Origin of the sequence: Nonomuraea terrae, from assembly GCF_044465245.1 — a bacterium.
GTDB lineage: Bacteria > Actinomycetota > Actinomycetes > Streptosporangiales > Streptosporangiaceae > Nonomuraea > Nonomuraea terrae.
This window is the reverse complement of the sequence record NZ_JBITLL010000004.1, coordinates 624,090-645,744: the sequence shown is the minus strand read 5'-3', so window position 1 is coordinate 645,744 and position 21,655 is coordinate 624,090. Positions and strand designations below refer to the sequence as shown.

General features: G+C 71.8%; 17 protein-coding genes and 1 pseudogene. 12 read left to right on the top strand and 6 right to left on the bottom strand.

What is annotated here, in order from left to right; translation table 11 throughout:
* On the top strand, positions 1-1,734 hold the full coding sequence (locus tag ACIBP6_RS21255; RefSeq protein ID WP_397054550.1) for a spherulation-specific family 4 protein: 1,734 nt from the start codon (positions 1-3) through the stop codon (positions 1,732-1,734).
* On the opposite strand, the gene ACIBP6_RS21250 is transcribed toward ACIBP6_RS21255, so the two are convergent.
* From ACIBP6_RS21250 to ACIBP6_RS21235, 4 genes are all read right to left on the bottom strand, one after another.
* Positions 1,724-3,049 carry a glycoside hydrolase family 30 protein gene (locus ACIBP6_RS21250; RefSeq protein ID WP_397054548.1) on the bottom strand — a complete coding sequence of 442 codons (1,326 nt, stop codon included), beginning with the start codon at positions 3,047-3,049 and terminating at the stop codon, positions 1,724-1,726. The genes ACIBP6_RS21255 and ACIBP6_RS21250 overlap by 11 nt on opposite strands.
* Before the next feature lie 101 nt (positions 3,050-3,150).
* The gene (locus ACIBP6_RS21245; RefSeq protein WP_397054546.1) at positions 3,151-4,827 is read right to left on the bottom strand and encodes a multicopper oxidase family protein; all 1,677 of its coding nucleotides are present in this window, start codon (positions 4,825-4,827) and stop codon (positions 3,151-3,153) included.
* A 68-nt stretch (positions 4,828-4,895) separates the two neighbouring features.
* Positions 4,896-6,932: a xanthine dehydrogenase family protein molybdopterin-binding subunit gene (locus ACIBP6_RS21240; RefSeq protein ID WP_397054544.1), complete on the bottom strand. Its 2,037-nt coding sequence runs from the start codon at positions 6,930-6,932 to the stop codon at positions 4,896-4,898.
* Positions 6,929-7,390: a (2Fe-2S)-binding protein gene (locus ACIBP6_RS21235; RefSeq protein WP_397054542.1), complete on the bottom strand. Its 462-nt coding sequence runs from the start codon at positions 7,388-7,390 to the stop codon at positions 6,929-6,931. Before ACIBP6_RS21235 ends, ACIBP6_RS21240 begins: the two co-directional genes overlap by 4 nt.
* A gap of 395 nt (positions 7,391-7,785) precedes the next feature.
* Here ACIBP6_RS21235 and ACIBP6_RS21230 point away from each other — a divergent pair, with 395 nt between their 5' ends.
* From ACIBP6_RS21230 to ACIBP6_RS21210, 5 genes are read left to right on the top strand one after another with little or no spacing between them, the layout of a single operon-like run.
* The gene (locus tag ACIBP6_RS21230) at positions 7,786-8,787 is read left to right on the top strand and encodes a LacI family DNA-binding transcriptional regulator (protein WP_397054540.1); all 1,002 of its coding nucleotides are present in this window, start codon (positions 7,786-7,788) and stop codon (positions 8,785-8,787) included.
* 13 nt (positions 8,788-8,800) lie between these two features.
* Complete coding sequence (locus tag ACIBP6_RS21225) at positions 8,801-10,087, top strand: ABC transporter substrate-binding protein (protein ID WP_397054538.1); 1,287 nt, start codon at positions 8,801-8,803, stop codon at positions 10,085-10,087.
* Positions 10,084-10,971: a carbohydrate ABC transporter permease gene (locus ACIBP6_RS21220; RefSeq protein ID WP_397054536.1), complete on the top strand. Its 888-nt coding sequence runs from the start codon at positions 10,084-10,086 to the stop codon at positions 10,969-10,971. Before ACIBP6_RS21225 ends, ACIBP6_RS21220 begins: the two co-directional genes overlap by 4 nt.
* Positions 10,971-11,780, top strand: coding sequence for a carbohydrate ABC transporter permease (locus ACIBP6_RS21215; protein WP_132623607.1), 810 nt, complete (start codon positions 10,971-10,973; stop codon positions 11,778-11,780). The genes ACIBP6_RS21220 and ACIBP6_RS21215 overlap by 1 nt, the downstream gene beginning before the upstream one ends.
* A 9-nt stretch (positions 11,781-11,789) precedes the next feature.
* On the top strand, positions 11,790-13,184 hold the full coding sequence (locus ACIBP6_RS21210; RefSeq protein WP_397054533.1) for a sulfatase-like hydrolase/transferase: 1,395 nt from the start codon (positions 11,790-11,792) through the stop codon (positions 13,182-13,184).
* Between the two features lie 138 nt (positions 13,185-13,322).
* On the opposite strand, the gene ACIBP6_RS21205 is transcribed toward ACIBP6_RS21210, so the two are convergent.
* Positions 13,323-14,870: a M28 family metallopeptidase gene (locus ACIBP6_RS21205; protein ID WP_397054531.1), complete on the bottom strand. Its 1,548-nt coding sequence runs from the start codon at positions 14,868-14,870 to the stop codon at positions 13,323-13,325.
* A gap of 153 nt (positions 14,871-15,023) precedes the next feature.
* Between ACIBP6_RS21205 and ACIBP6_RS21200 the strand changes: the two genes are divergently transcribed.
* Entirely contained in the window at positions 15,024-15,875 is an 852-nt protein-coding gene (locus ACIBP6_RS21200) for an aldo/keto reductase (protein ID WP_397054529.1), read from the top strand.
* A gap of 46 nt (positions 15,876-15,921) precedes the next feature.
* On the opposite strand, the gene ACIBP6_RS21195 is transcribed toward ACIBP6_RS21200, so the two are convergent.
* Positions 15,922-17,625, bottom strand: a complete 1,704-nt coding sequence (locus tag ACIBP6_RS21195) for a glycosyl hydrolase family 18 protein (RefSeq protein ID WP_397054527.1) — start codon at positions 17,623-17,625, stop codon at positions 15,922-15,924.
* 252 nt (positions 17,626-17,877) lie between these two features.
* Here ACIBP6_RS21195 and ACIBP6_RS21190 point away from each other — a divergent pair.
* The 5 genes and pseudogenes from ACIBP6_RS21190 to ACIBP6_RS21170 form a co-directional block, all read left to right on the top strand.
* Positions 17,878-18,471 (top strand): annotated as a pseudogene (locus ACIBP6_RS21190) (NAD(P)-dependent oxidoreductase); the annotation flags it as partial.
* Between the two features lie 272 nt (positions 18,472-18,743).
* Entirely contained in the window at positions 18,744-19,097 is a 354-nt protein-coding gene (locus tag ACIBP6_RS21185; RefSeq protein ID WP_397054525.1) for a winged helix-turn-helix transcriptional regulator, read from the top strand.
* 94 nt (positions 19,098-19,191) lie between these two features.
* Entirely contained in the window at positions 19,192-19,530 is a 339-nt protein-coding gene (locus ACIBP6_RS21180; protein WP_397055375.1) for a luciferase domain-containing protein, read from the top strand.
* A 71-nt stretch (positions 19,531-19,601) separates the two neighbouring features.
* Complete coding sequence (locus ACIBP6_RS21175; protein ID WP_397054523.1) at positions 19,602-20,834, top strand: Tm-1-like ATP-binding domain-containing protein; 1,233 nt, start codon at positions 19,602-19,604, stop codon at positions 20,832-20,834.
* On the top strand, positions 20,831-21,646 hold the full coding sequence (locus tag ACIBP6_RS21170; RefSeq protein WP_397054521.1) for a phosphoenolpyruvate hydrolase family protein: 816 nt from the start codon (positions 20,831-20,833) through the stop codon (positions 21,644-21,646). Before ACIBP6_RS21175 ends, ACIBP6_RS21170 begins: the two co-directional genes overlap by 4 nt.
* The last annotated feature ends 9 nt before the right edge of the window (positions 21,647-21,655 follow it).

Sequence of the window (21,655 nt, the reverse complement as noted above, 5' to 3'; positions counted from 1 at the left end):
ATGTTCGTACGCCGAGTCGCCGCGGTCGCGGTGCTCCTCCTGGCCTCGCTCACCGGCACCGTCCACGCCTCCTCCGTGGACGATCGCGGTATGTCGCTGGCTGTGCCCGCGTACTTCGCCCCGGGCCGGCTGTGGGAGCGGCTGGCCGACCCCGGTGTCGGGATCGTCGTGGCCAACCCGTCCTCCGGCCCCGGCAAGGACTTCGACCCGGCCTACGCCGAAGCCGTCTCCGACGCCCGCGCCGCCGGGGTCACCGTGCTCGGCTACGTGGCGACCGGCTATCTCGGCAGCACCGGCCGGGCCACCAGGCTCGGCGAGACCACCTCGCTCGCCTGGCTGGCGCAGGCGCAGCAGGATGTGGCCCGCTGGTACGAGCTGTACGGCGGGTACGGCCTCGGCGGCGTCTTCCTGGACGAGGTGCAGAATGTCTGCGGCCCCGGCGGCGCCTACTCCGACACCTACCGCGCGCTGGACGAGTCGATCAAGAGCCTGCACCGGGGCGCGTTCACGGTCATCAACCCCGGCATCGGCACCGAGGAGTGCTACGCCGACATCGCCGACGTGAGCCTGACGTTCGAGGGCACCTACGAGACGTACCAGACCTGGCAGCCGCCGGCCTGGCAGCGCGGACGGGACCCGCGCCGGTTCTGGCACCTCGTGCACGCCACCGCCACCGAGGAGCAGATGACCGAGGCGCTACGCCTGGGCGAGCAGCGCGGGGCCGGCTACATGTACCTCACCCCCGACGTGCTGGCCAACCCCTGGGACACGCTGCCCGACTACTGGCAGGCCGAGCTGGACGCGGCCAGGTCGGCGGACACCACGCCGCCGGCCCGGCCCGGCCCCGCCGCGGCCGTCGAACGCGGATCGACCACGCTGGCCCTGACCTGGCGGCCCTCGCCGCACACGGTCGGCTACGACGTTCACCTGGACGGGCTGCGTGTGGCGGGCACGGCAGGGCGCGTTCCCGCCGTCACGCTGAAGGGGCTCGACCCGGGCACCAGATACGCGGTGACCGTCAGGGCCCGCGACGCGGCGGGCAACGCGTCCACCGCGAGCGCCGCCGTGCCCGTACGGACGCGCAAGCCCGACCGCTCGCCGCCCGCCACCCCGGCGGGGTTGCGGGCAGAGGATGTCAGGGTGGCCGGCGTCCGCCTGACCTGGGAGCGCGCGGCGGACACCGCCTGGTACGACGTCCTGGTGGACGGCAAGCGCGTGCTGCGCCTGCCCCCCACCCTGCTGCCCGCCGGCGCCCCCGTCCCCGTGACCGGCCTGACCCCGGCCACGTCGTACACCTTCTCCGTGCTCGCCAGGGACGCGAGCGGCAACGAGTCCGCGCCCGCCCGGCCGCTCACCGTCACCACCGCCGAGCCCAGCGGGGACCCGATCTCCGAGACGACCGGGACGGTCACCGGCGACGACGGCGCCACCTACCAGGCTCGCTACAACCTGCCGTTCGACTTCCACCACGTGTACATCGACGCGGACGACGACGCCTCCACCGGCTTCGCGGTGGCCGGGATCGGCGCCGACTACCTCATCGAGAACGCGTGGTTCTACCGGCACGCCGGCACCGGCTGGAACTGGACGCCCGTGGACCTGAACCCGCTGGTCTCCTCGGCCGACGACCTGTTCGTCTGGCGGGTGCCCGTGACCGGCGCCCACCGGGTGGTCTTCCACGGCTCCGGCAGCTCGCCGGAGGCGTACAGCCCGGTGGTGCCGGTCACCGGGTGACGATCGTGGTGAGCGCGCGCGGGGGCAGCGTCGCCGTGCGTGCCTTCACGGGGGACGGCGTCATCGAGCCGGCCTCGTCGGTGACGTACGCGGTGGCCCGGCCGTGCACGCCCTGCCAGGTGATCGGCGCGGTGCCGGTGTTGAGCGCCACGACCACGCGGGAGCCGTCCGGGTTGCGGAACGCCGAGACCTTCAGCGCCGGGTCGGCCGCCCGCGCCTCCAGCCGTACCGCGCCGGGCCGGACGAAGCGGCTGTAGCCGGCCAGCGCCCACAGCCGCTTCGACACGCGGTACGTCCGCGCCTGGTCGTCGAGCTGCAGCAGCGCCCGTGTCGCGCCGGCCGAGCCGCCCAGCCAGTAGACGTAGGCGCTGACGTCGCCCAGCGTGAGCGCGTCGTGCACCGCCTGCGCGATCGTGAAGCCGTCGTAGCCGCTGCCGTCGTCCCAGGCCTCGTTCCAGGTGGTGCCGGGCGGGTTCCACTCCGACATCCAGGTCTTCCGGTCCGTCGGCAGCGGGCCGTCCACCGGGCTCGCGTACGTGTGGCCGGTGTGCACCTTCACCCAGCGGCGCGCCTCCGGGTCGGCCTCGATCGCCGCCGTGTACGCCTTGGCCTCGTTCCAGCCGAAGGAGTCGCAGCAGGTGACCTTCATGCCCTTGGCGACCGGCCCGAGCACCTTGACGAACTCGGCGGCCTGCTCGGGGGTGAACCGCATCGAGGCGTACGAGGCCGTGTAGTCGGGCTCGTTCGTGAACCCCAGGTCGGTGATCCTGATGCCTTCCCTGGCGTAGAACCTCGTGTAGGCCACCAGGTAGTCGGCGTACGCCTGGCGCCACTCGGGCTTGAGCGTGCCGCCGTTCTTGTCGTCGCCGTTGTCCTTCATGTAGCCGGGGGCGCTCCAGGCGTCGGCGAAGAACCGCTGCACGCCGTACCGCTGGGCCTCCTTGGCCACCCAGACCTGGCTGTTGTCGTCGCCGTCCCAGACGTACTTCGGCGGCGCGTCCGGGCCGCCCGGGTCCTCGGGCTGGATCGAGACCATGTGGTCGTACGGGCTGCCGGCGGGGGAGGAGCCGATGCCGAGGCGCAGGATGCTGAGCCCCGCCCCCTTGTCGCGGTCGAACCAGAGATCGAGGACCTCGCGCTGCTTGTCGCGCGGCAGCGCCTCGAGCAGCTCGTTGCGGCGGAAGGCCTGGGAGATGCCGAAACCGTCGATCTCCTGGTGCCTGACGCGCTCGTTCACGGTGATGGCGGCCGGGCCGGCGGGTTGCTGCACGGCCGGCAGGCCGAGGAGGGTGAGGGCGAGAACTCCACGTAACACGGACGCCTCCGAAATTTTCGGCAGTGTGACGACAAGTTTCGTCGATCGCCGGAAACGTAAGCGACGCACCCGCGCCCGTCAACCCATGAACGTCCCGCCGCTCAGTGGCCGCCGAGGCGGTGCCTCCGGTCGTCCCGGCGCCCCTTGCCCTGCCGGCTGCCCTGCCGGCTGCCCTGCCGGCTGCCCTGCCGGCTGCCCTGCTCGTTGCCCTGCTCGTTGCCCTGCTGGCGCCCGCCGGGCCGGTCGTCCTGGGTGCGCCGGTCGGGACGTCCGTGGCCGCCGGAGTGCGTGCCGCCGCTCGTGCCGCCGCTCGTGCCGCCGCTCGTGCCGCCGCTCGTGCCGTGGGTCATGCGGAGGTCGCGGCGCTGGGGGCCGTAGCCGAGGACGCCCATCATGCCCTGCTCCTGGTGGTACAGGTTGTGGCAGTGGAACATCCACTCGCCGGGGTTGTCGGCGTGCACGTCGATGCGCAGCCGTTCGCGCGGCATGATGTTGACGGTGTCCTTGCGCGGCCCCCGCCGGCCCGTCCGGCCGCGCACCTGGAAGGTGTGGCCGTGCAGGTGCATCGGGTGCCACATGGGCGACTCGTTCTCCATGACGATCCTGATCGTCTCGCCCTCGTCCACGCGCAGCCGCAGCGGGTCGTTCGCGAGGCGGCCGTTGAGCGTCCACTCGCTCCCGGACGGCCGCATCCCGAGCGTCACCCGGACGCTCTTCGTCGCGGTGGGGAGCTGGTCCTCCCGGCGGGCGTTCAGATCCCCATATGTCAGCATCCGTCCGTTGAGCTGCGGCACCCGGGCGCCCGGCTCGGGCGCGGCGGCCCGCGGCGACGTGCGTACCACGGCGAACGCCCGCGCGCGCTTGCCCTCCGCCACCGCCACCAGCGGGAACGCCCCGTCCTCCAGCGTCACGAGGAAGTCGTAGCGCTCGCCCATGCCGATCATGACGGTGTCCACGGTGACGGGCGCGCACGGGAACCCGTCGGTGTGGGTGACCGTCAGCCGGTGGCCGCCGATCGCGAAGCGGAACGCGGTGTCGGCGGCCGCGTTGATCACCCTGAACCTGGCCCGCGCGCCCGGCCGGGCCGAGAACGTCACCGGCGCGCTCGGCCTGCGCCCGTTGACCAGGTAGTGCGGATAGAGCGTCTCGCCGGCCACGCCGCCCAGCGCGGCGCTGCGGATGCTGTCGTCGTGCTCGGAGGAGGCGTTCAGCCTGCGCAGCTCGTCGTCGGGGGTGCCGTTGACGCCGTCGAGCCAGTCGTCCAGCACGACGGTGTACTCCTCGTCGTAGCGGAGCGGCTCGTGCGGGTCGTCCACGATCAGCGCGCCGTACAGGCCGCGGTCGTTCTGCGTGCCGACGTGCGAGTGGTAGAAGTACGTCCCCGCGTCCGGCACGGTGAACTCGTAGTCGAACGTCTCCCCGGGCCGGGTGGCCTCCTGGCTGAAGCCCGGAGCCCCGTCCATCGGGAACGCGATCCTGATGCCGTGCCAGTGCACGGTCGTCGGCGCGGGCAGCTCGTTGACCAGCCGCGCGCGCACGGTGCCGCCGGCCGTGGCACGGATGAGCGGGCCGGGCACGACGTCGTCGTAGGCCCAGGTGGCGACGGTGCGCCGGCCCAGGTCGACGCGCGCGGGCCGCGCCCGTAGCACCGTCCAGCGCGGCCGCGCCGCGGCGCCCGCCGTGCCTCCCAGCACCGGCGCGGCCCCCAGCGCGGCGAACATCCCGATGACCGACCTGCGGGAGACACGCCCGCCCGACCCCCATGCCGAACCATTCACAACAGATCCCCCCATCTCCCTCGCAAGGTAACGGAGAGTGATCGAAGGATCAGGACGCCACGCGGTCGTCAGCCGATGGCGCCGATGATGGCGTCCCGGGTGATGGGCAGGTCGCGGACGCGGACCTCGATCGAGGCGGCGACGGCGTTGGCGATCGCGGCGGCCACCGGGCCCTGGGCCGCCTCGCCCGAGCCCACCGACGGCGTACCCGGGTGCTCGACCAGCTCCACCACGACCTCCGGCGTCTCGCTGAAGCGCAGGATCGGGTAGCTCTCCCAGTCGCGGCTGGTGATCGCGCGCCGGTCGAAGCGCACGCGTTCCTTCAGCGTCCAGCTCGTCGCCTGCACGGCGCCGCCCTCGATCTGGTTGCGCACCCCGTCGGGGTTGACGACCTGACCGACGTCCACGGCGAGGGTCAGCCGGCGCACGCGCACGTCGTAGTCGGCCTCGATCTCCGCGACGGCGGCGCAGTAGGCGCCGTACCCCTTGTAACGGGCGAACCCGATGCCGAGCCCCGGCCGCCCCCAGCCGGCCGCGTCGGCGGCCCGCCGCAGCACCTCACGGGCGCGCGGGTCGCTCAGGTGGTCCAGCCGGTACTCCAGCGGGTCGCGCCCGGCGGCCAGGGCCAGCTCGTCCATGAACGACTCGATGGCGAAGACGTTCATGAACGCCCCGAGCGAGCGCAGCGCCGACGACCGGATCGGCGTCTCGGTCAGGCGGTGGCCGGTGACCTGGGTGCGCGGGAAGTCGTAGATCGGCTCCGCGTTGCGCGCCGACCCCCATCCAGCCTGCGGGGGCGGGTCACCGGCCGCCCCGTACGTCCACGGCCGCTCCAGGTGGGCGCCGGCGAGCAGGCCGGGCCGGCCGCCGTAGGTCGGGCGGCTGATGTGGCCCTGGCTCCACACGTCGTACTGCCAGGAGCGCACCGACCCGGCCTCGTCCACCACCGCCGACACGTCCGCCGACATGGCCGAGCCGAACGGCGCCCAGGTCAGCTCGTCCTCCCGGCTCCACCGCACGTGCACCGGCCGGCCGTCGGACTCGCGGGCCAGCAGGGCGGCGTCGAGCGCCACGTCGTCGGCGCCGTTGTGCCCGTAGCAGCCGGCGCCCTCGACGTGGCGCACCGCGAGGTGCTCAACGTCCAGGCCGAGCACCTCGGCCAGCGCGCGGCGCAGCAGGTAGACGCCCTGGGAGTGGGTCCAGACCTCCAGCGTCCCGTCGGCGTTCCAGCGGGCGGCGGCGCAGCTCGGCGCGATCGAGGCGTGCGCCAGGAACGGCCTGCTGTAGGTCGCCGCGATCACCTCTCCGCCGGGCGGCTCGCCGTCCGCGACGCACACGGGGATCGTCTCGTGCGGGCCCGCCCGCAGGAACGTGCGCAGGTCGCGCTCGTCGGGCAGGGTGTCGTGCTCGTCCCATGCGGCCAGCCGGCGCAGCCGCCCGAGCGCCCGGTCGGCCGCCGCCTCGGACTCGCCCAGCACGCCGAGGAAGGAGCCGTCGCGCACGACGCGCAGGTCCTCCGGCGGCGGCGACAGCCGGGACAGCCGCGCGCCGGGGGAGGGCGGGCGCAGGACCCGGCCGTAGAGCTGGCCGGGCAGGCGCAGGTCCTGGATGAACCGGGGCCGCCCGGCCACCTTGTCGGGCAGGTCCAGCCGGGGCACGCTGGTGCCCACGTACACGCTCTGCGCGGTCCCGGTCGCGGCGGGCGTCTCCTCGACAGGGACGTCGACGGCCTTGGCCAGGTCGGCGTACGTCGCCGTCAGGTCGCCCGAGCGGAACTCGCCGCGCCGTACCGTCACCTCTCCGGGGGAGACGCCCCAGCGGCGGGCGGCCTCGGCGGCGCAGGCGGCGCGCACGCGCGCGCACGCCTCGCGCAGCGGCGGGCCCGCGCGCTGGATCGACAGGCTGCCCGCCGTGAGCCCCTCGTCGGGCCCTCCGTCGGTACGGGCGGCCACCATCCGCACCTGCGCCAGGTCCGCGCCGAGCGCGTCGGCGGCGATCTGGGCCAGTGCCGTGAGCACCCCCTGGCCGAGCTCCACCTTGCCGGCGACCACGCAGATCACGCCGTCGGGACCGATCGAGACGCGCTCCGTCAGCTGCTCGTTCATCGGGTCACCTGCCCGGCCGCCTTCAGCACGGCGCGGACCACGCGGCGGTGGACGCCGCACCGGCACAGGTTGCGGTCGAGCGCGGCCACCACGGCCTCCTCGTCGGGGTGCGGATCGCGGGCCAGCAGGGCGGCGGCGCTGACCATGATCCCCGACAGGCAGAAGCCGCACTGCCCGGCCTGCTCGTCCAGGATCGCCTGCTGCACCGGATGGAGCTCGTCCCCCGGAGCGAGCCCCTCGATCGTCACGACGTCACGCCCTTCGGCGACCGACAGCGGGGTGGTGCAGGAGGCCACCGGCTGCCCGTCGAGCAGCACGAAACAGGCCCCGCACGCCTCCAGCCCGCACCCGAAGCGGGTGCCGGTCAGGCCCATCTCGCCGCGCAGCACGTCGAGCAGCGGCGTGCCGGGGTCGGAGACGGCCTCCATGGGTGTGCCGTTGACAGTCAACCGCGTCATCGCGGTCCCCTTTCCGCGAACATCTCGGGGTGCTGCCGCGTCTGATGTGCCCGCTCGGGCGCCGTTCCGCGGCCACGGGGTCGCGTCGCCGGCAGCCGGAGCGGGTCGGGGGGTGGAGGGCGAAGGAACCAGCCGCCGATGGCCACCCCTCCCCGTGACTCCATTGGGTCAGAACAGCCTACGCCCGGCGTTCTGGGCGAGCCTCCCGGAGGGGGTGAAAAGGGGCCCGGCTCACCTATTGATCCGCCGTGAAGTGAGAAATATGGTGTGTTAATCGATTAACACCCGCCAAGGGTGACGCCGTGAAGATCCTCCATACCCTTGATCGCCGGCCGAGATCAACGCCGGATATTTACCCCATATCCCAGTAGGGAATGCTAGGTTATTCGACTAACATGAGACCAACAGCGCGACAAGTGGCCGAACTGGCGAACGTGTCGGTGGCGACCGTCTCCTACGTGCTCAGCGGCCGCGACCGTCCGGTGGCCGCCGAGACCAGGAAACGGGTGCTCGACGCCGCCAGGCAGCTCGGCTACACCCCCAACCAGGCGGCCAGGAGCCTGCGCAAGCGCCGCACCCAGCGGATCGGCCTCGTGCTCAGCACCCTCGGCGGCGTCCCCACCGACCAGCGGCTGGCCACCGACCTGCACGAGATGGCCGACGCCCGGGGCTACTCCGTGGTCACGCTCGCCGTCTACAACGAGGCCCGCGCCAAGGCCGCCATCGACGTGCTGCGCGGCGGCATCGCCGACGGCGCGCTGATCAACGTGGTCGGCGACCACCTCGCCCACGACCTGCTCGCCGGGCTGGCCGCCACCGGGCTGCCGATGGTGGTGCTGAGCAACGACAGCGGGCTCGAAGGTTGCGACGTCGTCCGCACCCCGGAGGTGGAGGCGTCCGCCGAGGCGGTCGAGCACCTGCTGGCCGGGGGACGGCGGCGCATCGCGTTCATGGGACACCGGCACGAGGTCTACCGCGACCGCCCCACGGGACGCCTGCTCGGCTACACCACCGCCCTGGAGCGGCACGGCGCGGACCAGCGGATCGTCACCGCGGGGGCCGACGACCGCGTGGCGGCGTACCAGACCGCGACCGACCTGCTCAGCTCACCCGAACGCCCCGACGCGATCTTCGCCGCCTCCGACCGGGCCGCGATCAGCGCGATCTGGGCGGCCAGGGACCTCGGGCTGAGCGTGCCCGGCGACGTCGCGATCGTCGGCGTCGGCAACATCGACGAAGGTCTCATCACCAAGCCCCAGCTCAGCACCGTCGGCCCGCTCCGGCACGACTACACCGACGTCGTCGGCCTGCTCTTCGACCGCCTCCAGGCCGAGGAGCCGCCTCCCGCCCGCGAGATCGTCCGCTCCTGGACCCTCGTCCGGCGAGGCTCGTCCTAGAAGGGAAAACGAGATGTCTCCCCACCCCTCACGCCCTGCCCCGCTCTCCCGCCGTGACATGTTCCGCCTGGCCGGAGCGGCCGCCGCAATGCCGGTCCTGTCCGCCTGCGCGGGCGCGCCGACCACGCAGAGCAGTGCCGCGCCGGGGACGTTCACCGTCTACTGGAACGCCGGCCACGACTACCAGGCCTACCGCAAGGTGATCGCCGAGTTCGAGCAGGCCAACAAGGTCAAGGTCAACCTGCAGAAGTACCAGTGGCCCGACCTGCGCACCCGGCTGCTGGCCGACTTCGCCTCCGGCACCGTGCCGGACCTGGTGGAGGAGCCCGGCGGGTGGGTGCAGGAGTTCGCCATCTCCGGCAACGCCCGCTCGCTGCAGGACTTCGTCGACCGCGACGGCGCGGCGATGGGTTTCCCGTCCGACTGGCAGCCGATCACCGTCGAGCGCAACTCGTACCAGGGCAAGGTGTACGGGGTGCAGCTCCACCTGACCTGCAACACCCTGCTCTACAACAAGGGCATGCTCAGGGACGCGGGGCTGGAGGTGCCCACCACCTGGGAGGAGTTCCTCGACGCCGCCCGCGCGCTCACCAAGGACGGCGTGTACGGCGCCGCGCTCAACCAGGACTACACCTACGTCCACCCGTGGCTGGTGCAGGCCGGCGTCACCCCGTACAACCGCGAGACCGGCGCGATCATGGAGCCGCGGGCGGACGCCATCGCCGCCATGCAGTTCCAGGCCGACCTGATCCACAAGCACAAGGCCGCGCCCGTGCCGGTGTCGAGCACGGTCTACTCGGGCCCGCAGAAACTGTTCGCCGCCAAGCGCGCCGCGATGATCTTCACCGGCCCCTGGGACCTCGACCCGATCACGAAGACCGCCCCCGACCTGGAGCTGGGCATCGCCGCGCCGCTGAAGAACAAGGTGCACGCCACGCAGGCCGCGGGCGTCAGCATGTTCGTGCCCGCCAAGGCGGCCAGACCCGAGCTGTCGTGGGACTTCATCAAACGCATCACCGCCCTGGAGGTGGAGCAGGCCGCCACCAAGGAGACCGGCATGCTCATGCCCCGCGTCTCCTGGACGAAGCTGCCCGAAGTGCAGTCGCACGAGCAGATCAAGGTCTTCGCCGACGCGCTGCCCATCGCCAAGGACTCCACCCAGGAGGTGCGCCTGACCGGCCAGCTCGGCAGGTGGGACGAGCAGCTCAAGCTGATGTACCAGCAGGTGATCATCCAGAACGAGCCGGCCGCCGAGGCGCTCGAGGCGTTCACCAAGGCGGCGGAGGGCTTCCTCAAATGAGGATGCCTCGCCTGAGGCCGGCCACCCTCTCCGGACGGTACGCGAGGACCGCCTACCTCTTCCTGCTGCCGGCGATCCTCTTCTTCGCTCTCATGTTCTACCTGCCGATCGGCAATGTGGTGGCGACCAGCCTGCGCACCGGCCCGCAGGCCGACCAGTGGGCCGGGTTCGGCAACTACGCCCAGGCGCTGGCCGACCCGGCCGTGGCGCACTCGTTCCTGGTCACGCTGGCGTTCTCCGTGGCGGAGGTCGTCGGGTCGATCGTGCTCGGGCTGGTCCTGGCGCTGGCGCTCAACCAGCCGCTTCGGGGACGGGTGGCCTTCCGGGTGCTGCTGCTGGTGCCGTACCTGACGTCGGTGGCGATCGTCGGGTTGCTCTGGCGCAACATCCTGGATCCGGAGCTGGGCATCCTCAACCGGATGCTGATGGCGGCCGGGCTGCCCGGGCAGCAGTGGCTCAACACCGCGCCGCTGCTCACGATCGCCGCCGTCACGCTGTGGCAGAGCGTGGGCTACACGATGGTGCTCTTCCTGGCCGGGCTGCAGGGCATCCCGGAGACGTACTACGAGGCCGCCAAGATCGACGGGGCGGACGCCTGGCGGCGGTTCTGGCGGATCACGCTGCCACTGCTGGCGCCGACCACGCTGTTCGTGTCCGTGATGGCCGTCATCTCGGGGCTGCAGGCGTTCGGGCAGGCGTACATCATCACCAACGGCGGGCCCGGTGACGCGACCGACCTGCTGGTCTTCCACATCTTCAACGTCGCCTTCCGCACCAGGGACTTCGGCTATTCCTCGGCTCAGTCGGTGCTGCTGCTGATCGTGATCGTCGCGTTCACGGTGATCCAGCTGCGGGCCGGGCGGCGCGGGGAGGTCACGTACTGATGGTGCGGAAATCGCTGCTCTACGGGCTGCTGACGCTGGCGTCGCTGGTGACCGTCCTGCCGCTGCTCTACATGGTCTCGCTGTCGCTGCAGACCGAGGCCGAGACGCTGTCGCCCGACGCCGTGGTCTGGCCCGAGTCGCCGCAGTGGGGCAACTACGCCGAGCTGTTCACCCGCGCGCCCTTCGGCAACTTCATCGTCAACAGCCTGATCGTGGCCGGGGCCATCACGCTGGCGCACCTGATCTTCGACCCGCTCGTCGGGTACGTCTTCGCGAAGTTCCGGTTCCCGCTGCGCAACACCCTCTTCGTGGCGCTGCTGGCCACGCTGATGGTGCCGTTCTTCGTGCGGATGATCCCGCTGTACGTGCTGATGGCCAACATGGGGTGGCTGGACACGTACCAGGGGCTGATCACGCCGTTCCTCATGGACGCGTTCGGGATCTTCCTGATGCGGCAGTTCATCCAGCCGATCCCCGACGACCTGATCAGCGCCGCCCGCATCGACGGGGCCTCCGAGCTGGCCATCTACCGGCGGATCATCCTGCCGCAGACCCGGCCGGCGCTGGCGGTGCTGGCGCTGTTCACGTTCGTCTTCCAGTGGAACGAGTTCCTGTGGCCGCTGGTCGCCACGAGCACGCCCGAGATGCGGACCATCCCGGTCGGGCTCACGCTGTTCAACCAGGAGTACTTCACGCTGTGGCACCTGACGGCCGCCGGGTCGGTGATCCTCTTCGTGCCCACCGCCGTGCTGTTCGTCCTGACCCAGAGATACTTCGTCCGCGGGATCGCACTGACCGGTCTCAAATAGTCAGCTTCGATGGGAGATTTCCTTTTGCGCCCGAACGTGATCGTCGTCTTCACCGACCAGCAGCGGTGGGACACCGTCGGCCCCCTCACTCCGAACCTCGACAGAATGGCCCGAAACGGTACGCAGGCCACGGTCGCGATCACCCCGCAGCCGGTGTGCGCGCCCGCCCGTGCCGCGCTGCAGACGGGCCGCTACGCGACCACGACCGGCGTGCACCGCAACGGCCGCGTCCTGCCCCGCGAGGAGCGCACGCTGGCGCACCACTTCGGCGCGGCCGGCTACGCCACCGGCTACATCGGCAAGTGGCACCTGGCCAGTGGCGACCCCGTCCCCGAGGACGAGCGCGGCGGCTACCGGTCGTGGCTGGCGGCCAACACGCTGGAGCACACCTCGGACGCGTACCGCACGATCGTCTTCGACGAGGCGAACGACCCCGTGCTGCTGCCGGGTTACCGGTCCGACGCGCTCTTCGACGCGGCCGTGCGGTTCGTCGCCGACCACGCGGACGAGCCGTTCTACCTGTTCCTGTCGCTGCTGGAGCCGCACCACCAGAACGAGGTGGACGACTACCCGGCGCCCGACGGCTACGAGGAGCGCTACAGGGGGCGGTGGATGCCGCCGGACCTCGCCGCCCTCGGCGGTACGGCGCACCAGCACATGGCCGGCTACCTCGGGCAGATCAAGCGCCTGGACGAGGGGCTCGGCCGGCTGCTCGACGCACTGCGCAGCATGGACCTGCTGGACGACACGATCGTGGCGTACACCTCCGACCACGGCAACCACTTCAAGACCCGCAACGGCGAGTACAAGCGCTCCTGCCACGACGCCTCGCTGCGGGTGCCGCTGGCGCTGCGCGGGCCCGGGTTCGACGGGGGCGGGGCGATCTCGCGGCCGGTCAGCACGCTCGACCTGCCGCCGACGCTGCTGGACGCCGCCGGGCTGCCCGTCCCGGACGAGATGCAGGGCCGGTCGTTCCTGCCGGTGGTGCGCGACTCCCGTGCCGACTGGCCGGAGGAGGTGTTCTTCCAGGTGAGCGAGTCGGAGGTGGGTCGCGGCATCCGTACGGCGCGCTGGAAGTACTACGCCGTGGCCGAGGACGCCGACCCCTGGGACCAGCCGGCCGCCCTCCGCTACCGCGAGCAGGCCCTCTACGACCTGGAACACGACCCGTACGAACTGGTCAACCTCGCGGGCTACCCCTCGCACGCCCAACTCGCCGCGAACCTACGCGAACGTCTGGTGCACCGCATCGTCGCGGCAGGCGAACCGACTCCCGCCATCGACCCCGCGCTACCCCGGCCGGGCCGCACCCAGGCGATGACCGACCCCAAAGTGCGCCTCGACGGCCCGAAACCCGTCCGCTACGGCCACCAACCCCGCCCCTTGGGGGAAGAGCGGATGTGACTTCGGCGCCGCCCGCCGCACAGGGCGGCCCGTCCCCTGGGGAAGGGGTACGGGGCGCCGCCATGAGGGTGGGTGGTCGGCCACCCACCCTCCGCACATCAAGGACGACGCCGTGCGGGCCGGCCCCTCAGCGCCCGCTCAGCTGGTGGCGGGGGCGGGCCCGTGGGTGTGGGAGTGGGCGGTGGCGGACTTGGCGGCTCGCTGGGCGGGGGCGCCGGCGCCGATGGTGCCCGTGTCGAAGGCGTACGTGCCCGCCAGGGTGGCGATCGCGTCGGAGTTCACGTCCAGGGCGTGGTCGTTGATGTTCTGGATGGTGTCGCAGACGCTGTGGTAGCACGGGTCGAGCGGGATGCCGGCGGTGCCGCCGAAGATCTCGGCCTCTTCCTCGGTCTTGAGCACCTCCGCCCCGGTGAACAGGCCGCCCGACGGGATCCCGACCGCGATGAACGGTCCGTAGTCGGAGCGCCCGGTGAACGCCGTCGCCGTGTACGGCAGCCCGCGCCCGGCGAAGAACTTCTCGAAGTCCTCCTCGATCACGTCCGACCCGGCAGGCCCGGAGGTGCCGAACGCGTCACCGTCACCGTCGTAGATCCCGAACGTGTAGTTCGGCGAGGCGATCATGTCGAAGTTCAGGTACAGCGCGATCTCGGCCCGCTCCTCCTCCGAGAGGGTGGCCACGTAGTGGTCGGAGCCCAGCAGGCCGAACTCCTCCGCGCCCCAGAACGCGAAGCGCATCTGGTTCTTCGGCTTGGTCTTGGCGAGTTGCAGGGCGACCTCGAGGATGCCCGCGCTGCCGGAGCCGTTGTCGTTGATGCCGGGCCCCTCCTGGACGCTGTCGAGGTGCGCGCCGAGCATGACCACGTTGTCCGGGTCGCCCTTCCTGCTCTCGGCGATCACGTTGTACGTGGTCCGCTGCTCCACGATCGGGTCCCAGTTCATCGTGACCGTGGTGCCGGGTGCGGCGGCGAGCTCCTGGCCGACCGCGAAGCTGGCGAAGAACGAGGGAACGGTCACGCCCGGCCCGCCGAGCGACGGGTTGAGGTCCACCTCGGTACGCCCGGTCTGGCCCTCGTTGAAGATGATGACGGCAGAGGCTCCGGCGGCCATGGCGTTGTCCACCTTGACGCGGAAGTTGCAGACGCCGCGCTGCATGAGCGCGATGTTCCCGGCCACGAAGCCGTCGAAGTCGCTCGTCTCGCAGCCCGAGGTCGAGCTGTTCTCCGGCCCCGGCGGCAACGTGAGGTCCACGGCCTGGACGGTGCCGGTGACCGACCCCTCGGGGGATTCGGCCATCGCCACGTAGTCGGCGAAGAAGCCGTACGTGTACGTCTTCTGCGCCGGGCTGTTCTGCCGCAGCACGGGCGGGGTGACGTAACCGCTGAAGGTGAACTCGAAGGGCTGGATCGTCACGTCGTACCCGGCGGCGCGCAGCTTGCGGGCCACGTAGTCGCGGGAGGCGTCGTATCCGGGGGTGCCCGACACGCGGGTTCCGCCGTTGGCGGTGGCGATGGCCTGTAACGCCTTCAGGTGCTTCTTGACGTTCTCGCCTTGGACGGCCTTGACCAGCTTGCGGACGGAGTTGTTGTTGGGGGCGGCGCTCGCCGTGCCGGTGAAGGCCAGCGGCGACACCGCGACGGCCACGGCGGTGATGGCGCCGAGTACGCCCTTGCGCAGTCGGGAACGCATGGTTGCTCCTCAAAGTGGAGGGTGACCCAGGTCATAAAAGCGCGCGTAGGCGGAAACGTATTCATCAATGGGGAAATAGGGAAGATTGAACCGCATATCCGTTACATCACGGACCGGAAACGGCCCGCATCCGCGTACGAAACGGGGAACCCCATGTCCATAGATCTGGCGTCCACGGGCACGCTCACCATCGCCGGCAAGACGGTGCACCGCCTCGGGTTCGGGGCCATGAGCCTCACCGGGCCGGGAGTGTGGGGGCCGCCGCGCGACCACGACGAGGCCCTGCGGGTCCTGCGCCGGGTCGTCGAGCTCGGCGTCGACCTCATCGACACGGCCGACTCGTACGGGCCCTACGTCAGCGAGGAGATCATCCGTGAGGCGCTGCACCCTTACCCGGAGGGGTTGCTGATCGCGACCAAGGCCGGGTTCGTGCGCACCGGGCCGGGTGAGTGGCACGCGGTGGGACGGCCCGCGTACCTGCGGCAGGAGGTCGAGATGAGCCTGCGCCGGCTCGGCGTGGAGCGGCTCGACCTGCTCCAGCTGCACCGCGTCGACCCCGAGGTGCCGCTGGAGGACCAGGTCGGCGAGCTCCAGGCACTCCAGGACGAGGGCAAGATCGCCGCCATCGGCCTGTCGGAGGTGAGCGTCGAGCAGCTGGAACAGGCCCGGCGCGTCGCCGAGATCGTCAGCGTGCAGAACCGCTACAACCTCACCAACCGGGCCTCCGAGGGCGTGCTGGAGCACTGCGGGCGGGAGGGCATCGCGTTCATCCCGTACAGCCCGATCGGCAAGGGCTCCCTGGCCGGGCCCGGCAGCCCGGTGGAGCACGTCGCCAAGGACCTCGGCGCCACGCCCGCCCAGGTCAGCCTGGCCTGGCTGCTGGCCCACTCGCCGGTGACCATGCCGATCCCCGGCACCTCGTCCGTCGCCCACCTGGAGGAGAACCTGGCCGCCTCCACCGTGTCGCTGACACCGGAGCAGATGGACGAGCTCGGCTCCCTGTGACCGGGAAGGCCGGCCCTCCCGCGCGGAGGGCCGGCCGTCCGCCGGGTCAGCTCAGGCCGTTCTCCATGGCCGTGAGGAGTTCGGCGTTCGTGGTGTCGCCGCTGAGCTCCCAGAAGAAGGCGCCACCGAGGCCCTGGTCCCGCGCGTAGCCCATCTTGCCGCCGATCGTGGCCGGCGTGTCGTAGCTCCACCACTGGTTGCCGCAGTGCGCGTACGCGGTGCCCGCGACCGTGCCGGTGGCCGGGCAGCGTGTCTTGAGCACCTTGTAGTCCTCGATGCCCTGCTCGTACGTCCCCGGCGCCGGGCCCGTGGCCGTGCCGCCGGGCGCGGCCTGCGTGACGCCCGTCCAGCCGCGGCCGTAGAAGCCGATCCCGAGCAGCAGCTTGCCGGCCGGCACGCCCTTGCTCTTGAGCTTCTGGATCGCGCTGTCGGAGTGGAAGCCCGCGGTCGGGATGCCCGAGTAGGACGTGAGCGGCGAGTGCGGCGCCGTCGGGCCCTGCGGCGCCCAGGCGCCGAAGAAGTCGTACGTCATGACGTTGTACCAGTCGACGTACTGGGCCGCGCCGGCGTAGTCGGCCGCGTCGATCTTGCCGCCGTCCGTGCCGTCGGCGGTGATGGCGGCGGTGACCAGGTTGCCGGAGCCGAAGCGGGCGCGCAGGGCCGACATCAGGTTCCGGTACGCGGCCGGCCCGCTGGTGTCACAGGTCAGGCCGCAGGCGTTCGGGTACTCCCAGTCGATGTCGATGCCGTCGAAGACGTCCGCCCAGCGCGGGTCCTCGACCAGCCGGTAGCAGGACTCGGCGAACGCGGCCGGGTTCTGCGCGGCCTGGGCGAAGCCGCCGGACCACGTCCAGCCGCCGAAGGAGAACAGCACCTTCAGGTGCGGGTGCTTGGCCTTCAGCTTGCGCAGCTGGTTGAAGTTGCCGCGCAGCGCGCCCGCGTCCCAGGTGTCGGCGACGCCGTCCACGCTCTCGTTCGCCTGGTAGAAGCGGTCGTAGTCGGCGTAGCTGTCGCCGATCGTGCACTGCCCGTTCTGGACGTTGCCGAACGCGTAGTTGATGTGGGTCAGCTTGGCCGCGGAGCCGCTGGTGTCGATGTTCTTGACGTGGTAGCCGCGCTGGTAGACGCCCCACTGCACGAAGTAGCCGAGCACCTTGTCACCGCCGCCGCCGTTCCCGCCGGTGGTCCTGGCGGTGACGGGGGTGCTCGCCGCGGAGCGGTTGCCGGCGGCGTCGCGGGCGCGGACGGTGTAGGTGTAGGCGGTGTCGGCGGTCAGGCCGGTGTCGGTGTGGGTGGTGCCGGTGACGGTGGTGACGAGGGTGGTGCCGCGGTAGAGCTCGTAGCCGGTGACGGCGACGTTGTCGGTGGCGGCGTTCCAGGCGAGCGTGACGCTGGTGCCGGTCGCGCCGGTGGAGCGGAGGTTGCCGGGCACGCTGGGCGCGGCGGTGTCCGTGCCGCCGCCGGTGGCGGCCTTCCACAGGGCCGGGACGTTCGCCGGCTCCCAGCCGGGCTGCGAGGTGTGCGCCTGGACGCACTCGTACTCGACGCCGTTGTACGTCACCCGGGTCCCGGCGGCGTACGACGTCCACGGTGCCCAGTCGGCGAACATGCCCTGGACGGCGCTGGTGGAGGTGCTGGTGGAGGCGGCGGTGGAGGCGGTGGCGGTGGCCGGGGCGGCGACCGCCGCGGTGAGCGGCAGCAATGACGCCGCCATCCCGGCGATGACCTTGCTCAGGACGCTGTGTCTCATGATGCTCCGACATCCGTAGGGGGGTGATGGGGGAGGGGATGCCCAGGAAACTATTAGTAAAGTTTCCTTTTAATTATGAGACGACGGTAACCCTTGACTGTGAGGCCGTCAAGACGCGTCCCTCAGCTTGTGAAGCCGCGCAGTGAACCCCGTACGCCTCGGGTCGCTGCCGGCCGGGCTGACCTACAGGTAACCACGCACTTCGAAGTGCGTTCTTGTGGCACACCCCGCCCCGAGTGAACAGTGGTCCGCATGAACACGCGGAAAGAACACATCAGCATCCTCGGCCTGGGAGCCATGGGCCGCGCGCTCGCGAGCGCGCTCCTCGAAGCCGGAGCCGAGGTGACGGTCTGGAACCGTACCTCCGGGAAAGCGGGCGAGCTCGTCGCCCGCGGTGCGCGGGAGGCGCCGAGCGTGGAGGACGCGATCGAGGCGGGCGACCTGACGGTGGCGTGCCTGCTCGACGACGCCAGCGTCCGCGAGACGCTGGCGCCGGTCACCCGGCACCTGGCCGGCGGGACGCTCGTCAACCTCACCAGCGGCTCCGCCCGGCAGGCGCGCGAACTCGCGGGGTGGCTCGACGGGTACGGGGTGCGGTTCCTCGCCGGCGGGATCATGGCCGTGCCGGCGACGATCGGGACGGAGGGAGCCTTCATCCTCTACAGCGGTGCGCGCGAGGTGTTCGACCGTGCCGCTCCCGTGCTCGCCGCCATCGGCCGTCCGCAGTGGGTGGGCGAGGACCCAGGGGGCGCGGCGCTGTACGACATGGCCGCGCTGAGCGGCATGTACGGCATGAGCGCCGGCGCGGACCACGCCGTGGCGCTGGTCCACGCGGAAGGCGGCGACGTGGAGACGTTCAGGCGCGAGGTGCTCCAGCCGTGGATGGAGCAGATGCTCCCGATCACGGTCGCCGGCGCCGACGTAGCTGAATCCGTCCCGGAGGAGTACAACCCCGCGATGCAGGCCCGGCCTGGAGACCATGCTCTCCGCCTCCGGGGAGGCGGGCGTGCCCGAGGATCTGGCCGGGCACCTGCGCGCCTCGCTGTGGCGGGTGCGGCGCGCCGTCGGCTGAGCCCGCACCAGGGCATCGGCGAGTGGGACGGGGTGTCCCGGCTACCATGGGGCGGATGCGCAACCCGCCCTACATCTGTGCCGTCGACGCCGCGATGGACGTCGTCGGAGGCAAGTGGAAAGCGCTCATTCTCTGGGCGTTGGACGAGCGGCTGCGTCGGTTCGGCGAGTTGCGCCGCAGCCTCCCCGGCATCAGCGAGAAGGTGCTCGCCCAGCAACTTCGTGAGCTGGAGGCGGACGGGATCGTCCGCCGGACCGTGTTCGACGAGTCACCGCCCCGAGTCGAGTACGAGCTGACCGACGAAGGCGTCGCCCTCTACACGGCGCTCGGCGCCCTGGGGGAATGGGGCGCCCGCCGCATGCGCGAGCTCGACATCGTCCCCACCCACGGCAAGGAGTGAGAGGGCGTCATCCACCGCTGACCCTGGATAACGGTTGCGGAACGGCCGGTGACGCGGAGGGGAGCCGTGCCTCAGCATGGGGGGTGTGGCACGGATGGCCGCCTGGCGGCGGACCGCCGGACGCCGGGGCCCCTACGTGGCGCGGGCGGTGGCGGAGCTTCGGTCGTGGCCGGCGCTGGCGGTGAGCGACACCCGGCGTGGCGCGGTCTTCGCCGTACGCGGCACCGAGATCGTCCGGCAGACCGGCGCCGCCGAGGTGCAGGTGCGCCTGACCGCCCCGGCCATCGGCCGCCTCGGCCCCTACCTCGACGCCTGCGACCAGGTCCACCCCTGCGCCGACGGCGCCTGGGTGACCGTCCAGGTCGACGCGGAGCCCGACCTCGAGCTGCTGCTGGCCCTCACGAGCGTGGCGATCAAGGCGCATGCGCCCTGAGCCAGGCGTATCCGGGCTCACAGCGGGGCAAGCACCCATGTGCGAACCAGGGCTCTGAGAGGTGGTCAGGCATGGCCGTGTTGTTGCTCGGGACCTTCGACACCAAGGGCGGCGAGTACGCCCACGTACGCGACCTCGTCACGGCGGCGGGCCAGGAGGTCGTGCTGGTCGACGCGGGCGTCATGGGCGGCGCCTCGCTCGCCGCCGACATCGGCCCCGAAGCGGTCGCCGCGGCCGGCGGGGCCGACCTGGAGGAGTTGTGGCGGGCAGGAGACCGCGGCGCCGCCCTGCGCGCGATGGGCGAAGGCGCCGCGGCCGTCGCCCGCGACCTGTACGCGCGCGGGCGGATCGGCGGCGTGCTCGCGCTCGGCGGCAGCGGCGGCTCCTCGATCGCGGCCGCCGCCATGCGCGTGCTGCCCGTCGGGCTGCCCAAGCTGCTCGTCTCCACCATGGCGGGCGGCGACGTCTCGGCGTACGTCGGGCAGAGCGACGTGACGCTCATGTACAGCGTCGTCGACATCGCCGGGGTCAACTCGATCTCCCGCCAGATCCTCGGCAACGCCGCCGCCGCGATCGCCGCGATGGCCGCGGCCTACGAGCAGCGCCGGGCAGCCGGGCCCGCGGGCGAGGACAAGCCGCTGGTCGCCGCCACGATGTTCGGCGTCACCACGCCCGCCGTGGACGCCGCCCGCGCCCGGCTGGAGGAGCTCGGCTACGAGGTGCTCGTCTTCCACGCCACCGGCTCCGGCGGGCGGGCCATGGAGGCGCTCGCCGCCGCCGGACACTTCGCCGGGGTGCTCGACCTGACCACCACCGAGCTGGCCGACGAACTGGTCGGCGGCGTGCTGTCGGCGGGCCCCGACCGCCTGACGGCAGCGGGCGCCGCCGGCGTGCCGCAGGTCGTCAGCCTGGGCGCGGTCGACATGGTGAACTTCGGGCCGATGGACACCGTCCCTGAGCGCTTCCGCGACCGGCGGCTGCTCGTGCACAACCCGACCGTGACGCTGATGCGCACCACCCCCGCGGAGTGCGCCGAGATCGGCCGCGTCATCGGCGAGAAGCTCTCCGCCGCCCGCGGGCCGGTCGCGCTGTTCGTCCCGCGCGGCGGGGTGTCCGCCGTGGACGTCCCGGGAGGCCCGTTCCACGACCCGGAGGCCGACGCCGCCTGCTTCGACGCCGTGCTGCGGGCCGTGGCGGGCGGCGACGTGCAGGTGGTGGAGAGCGAGGAGGCCGTCAACGAGCCGGGGTTCGCGGTCGCCGCCGCGGAACGCCTGCACGAACTGATCCAGAAAGGGACCGGATGAATCGCGACGAGGCGCTCGGCAGGCTCCGTGCCGAGCGGAAGGCGGGCCGGCTGGTCATCGGGGCCGGCGCCGGCACGGGGCTGTCGGCCAAGGCGGCCGAGGCCGGCGGCGTGGACCTGATCATCATCTACAACTCCGGCCGGTTCCGGATGGCCGGGCGCGGCTCCCTGGCCGGGCTGCTGCCGTACGGCGACGCCAACGCCATCGTGGTCGAGATGGCCGGCGAGGTGCTGCCCGTCGTCAGGGACACCCCCGTGCTGGCCGGGGTCTGCGGCACCGACCCGTTCCGGCTCATGCCGCAGTTCCTGGACGAGCTGGCCAGGATGGGCTTCACCGGCGTCCAGAACTTCCCCACCGTCGGCCTCGTCGACGGCGTCTTCCGGGCCAACCTGGAGGAGACCGGCATGGGGTTCGGCCTGGAGGTCGACATGATCCGGCTGGCCGCCGAGCGCGGCCTGCTGACCGCCCCGTACGTGTTCACCCCCGAGCAGGCCACGGCCATGGCCGAGGCGGGGGCCGACATCCTGGTGCCGCACATGGGCCTGACGACCAAGGGCAGCATCGGCGCCAAGACCGCGCTCACCCTGGAGGAGTCGGCCGTACGCGTCCAGGAGATGCACGACGCCGCCGTGGCCGTGAACCCCGACGTCATCGTGCTGTGCCACGGCGGGCCCATCGCCGAGCCGGACGACGTCCGCTTCATCCAGGAACGCACCACCGGGATCGCCGGTTTCTTCGGGGCCTCCTCGATGGAACGGCTGCCCGCCGAACGCGCCATCGCCGACCAGCTCCGCGCCTTCAAGAGCCTGTGAGAGGGGAAC

Coding starts and splice junctions, on each gene's coding strand:
- ACIBP6_RS21255 (WP_397054550.1), top strand. CDS start 1: ATGTTCGTACGCCGAGTCGCCGCGGTCGCGGTGCTCCTCCTGGCCTCG.
- ACIBP6_RS21240 (WP_397054544.1), bottom strand. CDS start 6,932: ATGAACGAGCAGCTGACGGAGCGCGTCTCGATCGGTCCCGACGGCGTG.
- ACIBP6_RS21235 (WP_397054542.1), bottom strand. CDS start 7,390: ATGACGCGGTTGACTGTCAACGGCACACCCATGGAGGCCGTCTCCGAC.
- ACIBP6_RS21230 (WP_397054540.1), top strand. CDS start 7,786: ATGAGACCAACAGCGCGACAAGTGGCCGAACTGGCGAACGTGTCGGTG.
- ACIBP6_RS21225 (WP_397054538.1), top strand. CDS start 8,801: ATGTCTCCCCACCCCTCACGCCCTGCCCCGCTCTCCCGCCGTGACATG.
- ACIBP6_RS21220 (WP_397054536.1), top strand. CDS start 10,084: ATGAGGATGCCTCGCCTGAGGCCGGCCACCCTCTCCGGACGGTACGCG.
- ACIBP6_RS21215 (WP_132623607.1), top strand. CDS start 10,971: ATGGTGCGGAAATCGCTGCTCTACGGGCTGCTGACGCTGGCGTCGCTG.
- ACIBP6_RS21210 (WP_397054533.1), top strand. CDS start 11,790: ATGGGAGATTTCCTTTTGCGCCCGAACGTGATCGTCGTCTTCACCGAC.
- ACIBP6_RS21205 (WP_397054531.1), bottom strand. CDS start 14,870: ATGCGTTCCCGACTGCGCAAGGGCGTACTCGGCGCCATCACCGCCGTG.
- ACIBP6_RS21200 (WP_397054529.1), top strand. CDS start 15,024: ATGTCCATAGATCTGGCGTCCACGGGCACGCTCACCATCGCCGGCAAG.
- ACIBP6_RS21195 (WP_397054527.1), bottom strand. CDS start 17,625: ATGAGACACAGCGTCCTGAGCAAGGTCATCGCCGGGATGGCGGCGTCA.
- ACIBP6_RS21185 (WP_397054525.1), top strand. CDS start 18,744: ATGGGGCGGATGCGCAACCCGCCCTACATCTGTGCCGTCGACGCCGCG.
- ACIBP6_RS21180 (WP_397055375.1), top strand. CDS start 19,192: ATGGCCGCCTGGCGGCGGACCGCCGGACGCCGGGGCCCCTACGTGGCG.
- ACIBP6_RS21175 (WP_397054523.1), top strand. CDS start 19,602: ATGGCCGTGTTGTTGCTCGGGACCTTCGACACCAAGGGCGGCGAGTAC.
- ACIBP6_RS21170 (WP_397054521.1), top strand. CDS start 20,831: ATGAATCGCGACGAGGCGCTCGGCAGGCTCCGTGCCGAGCGGAAGGCG.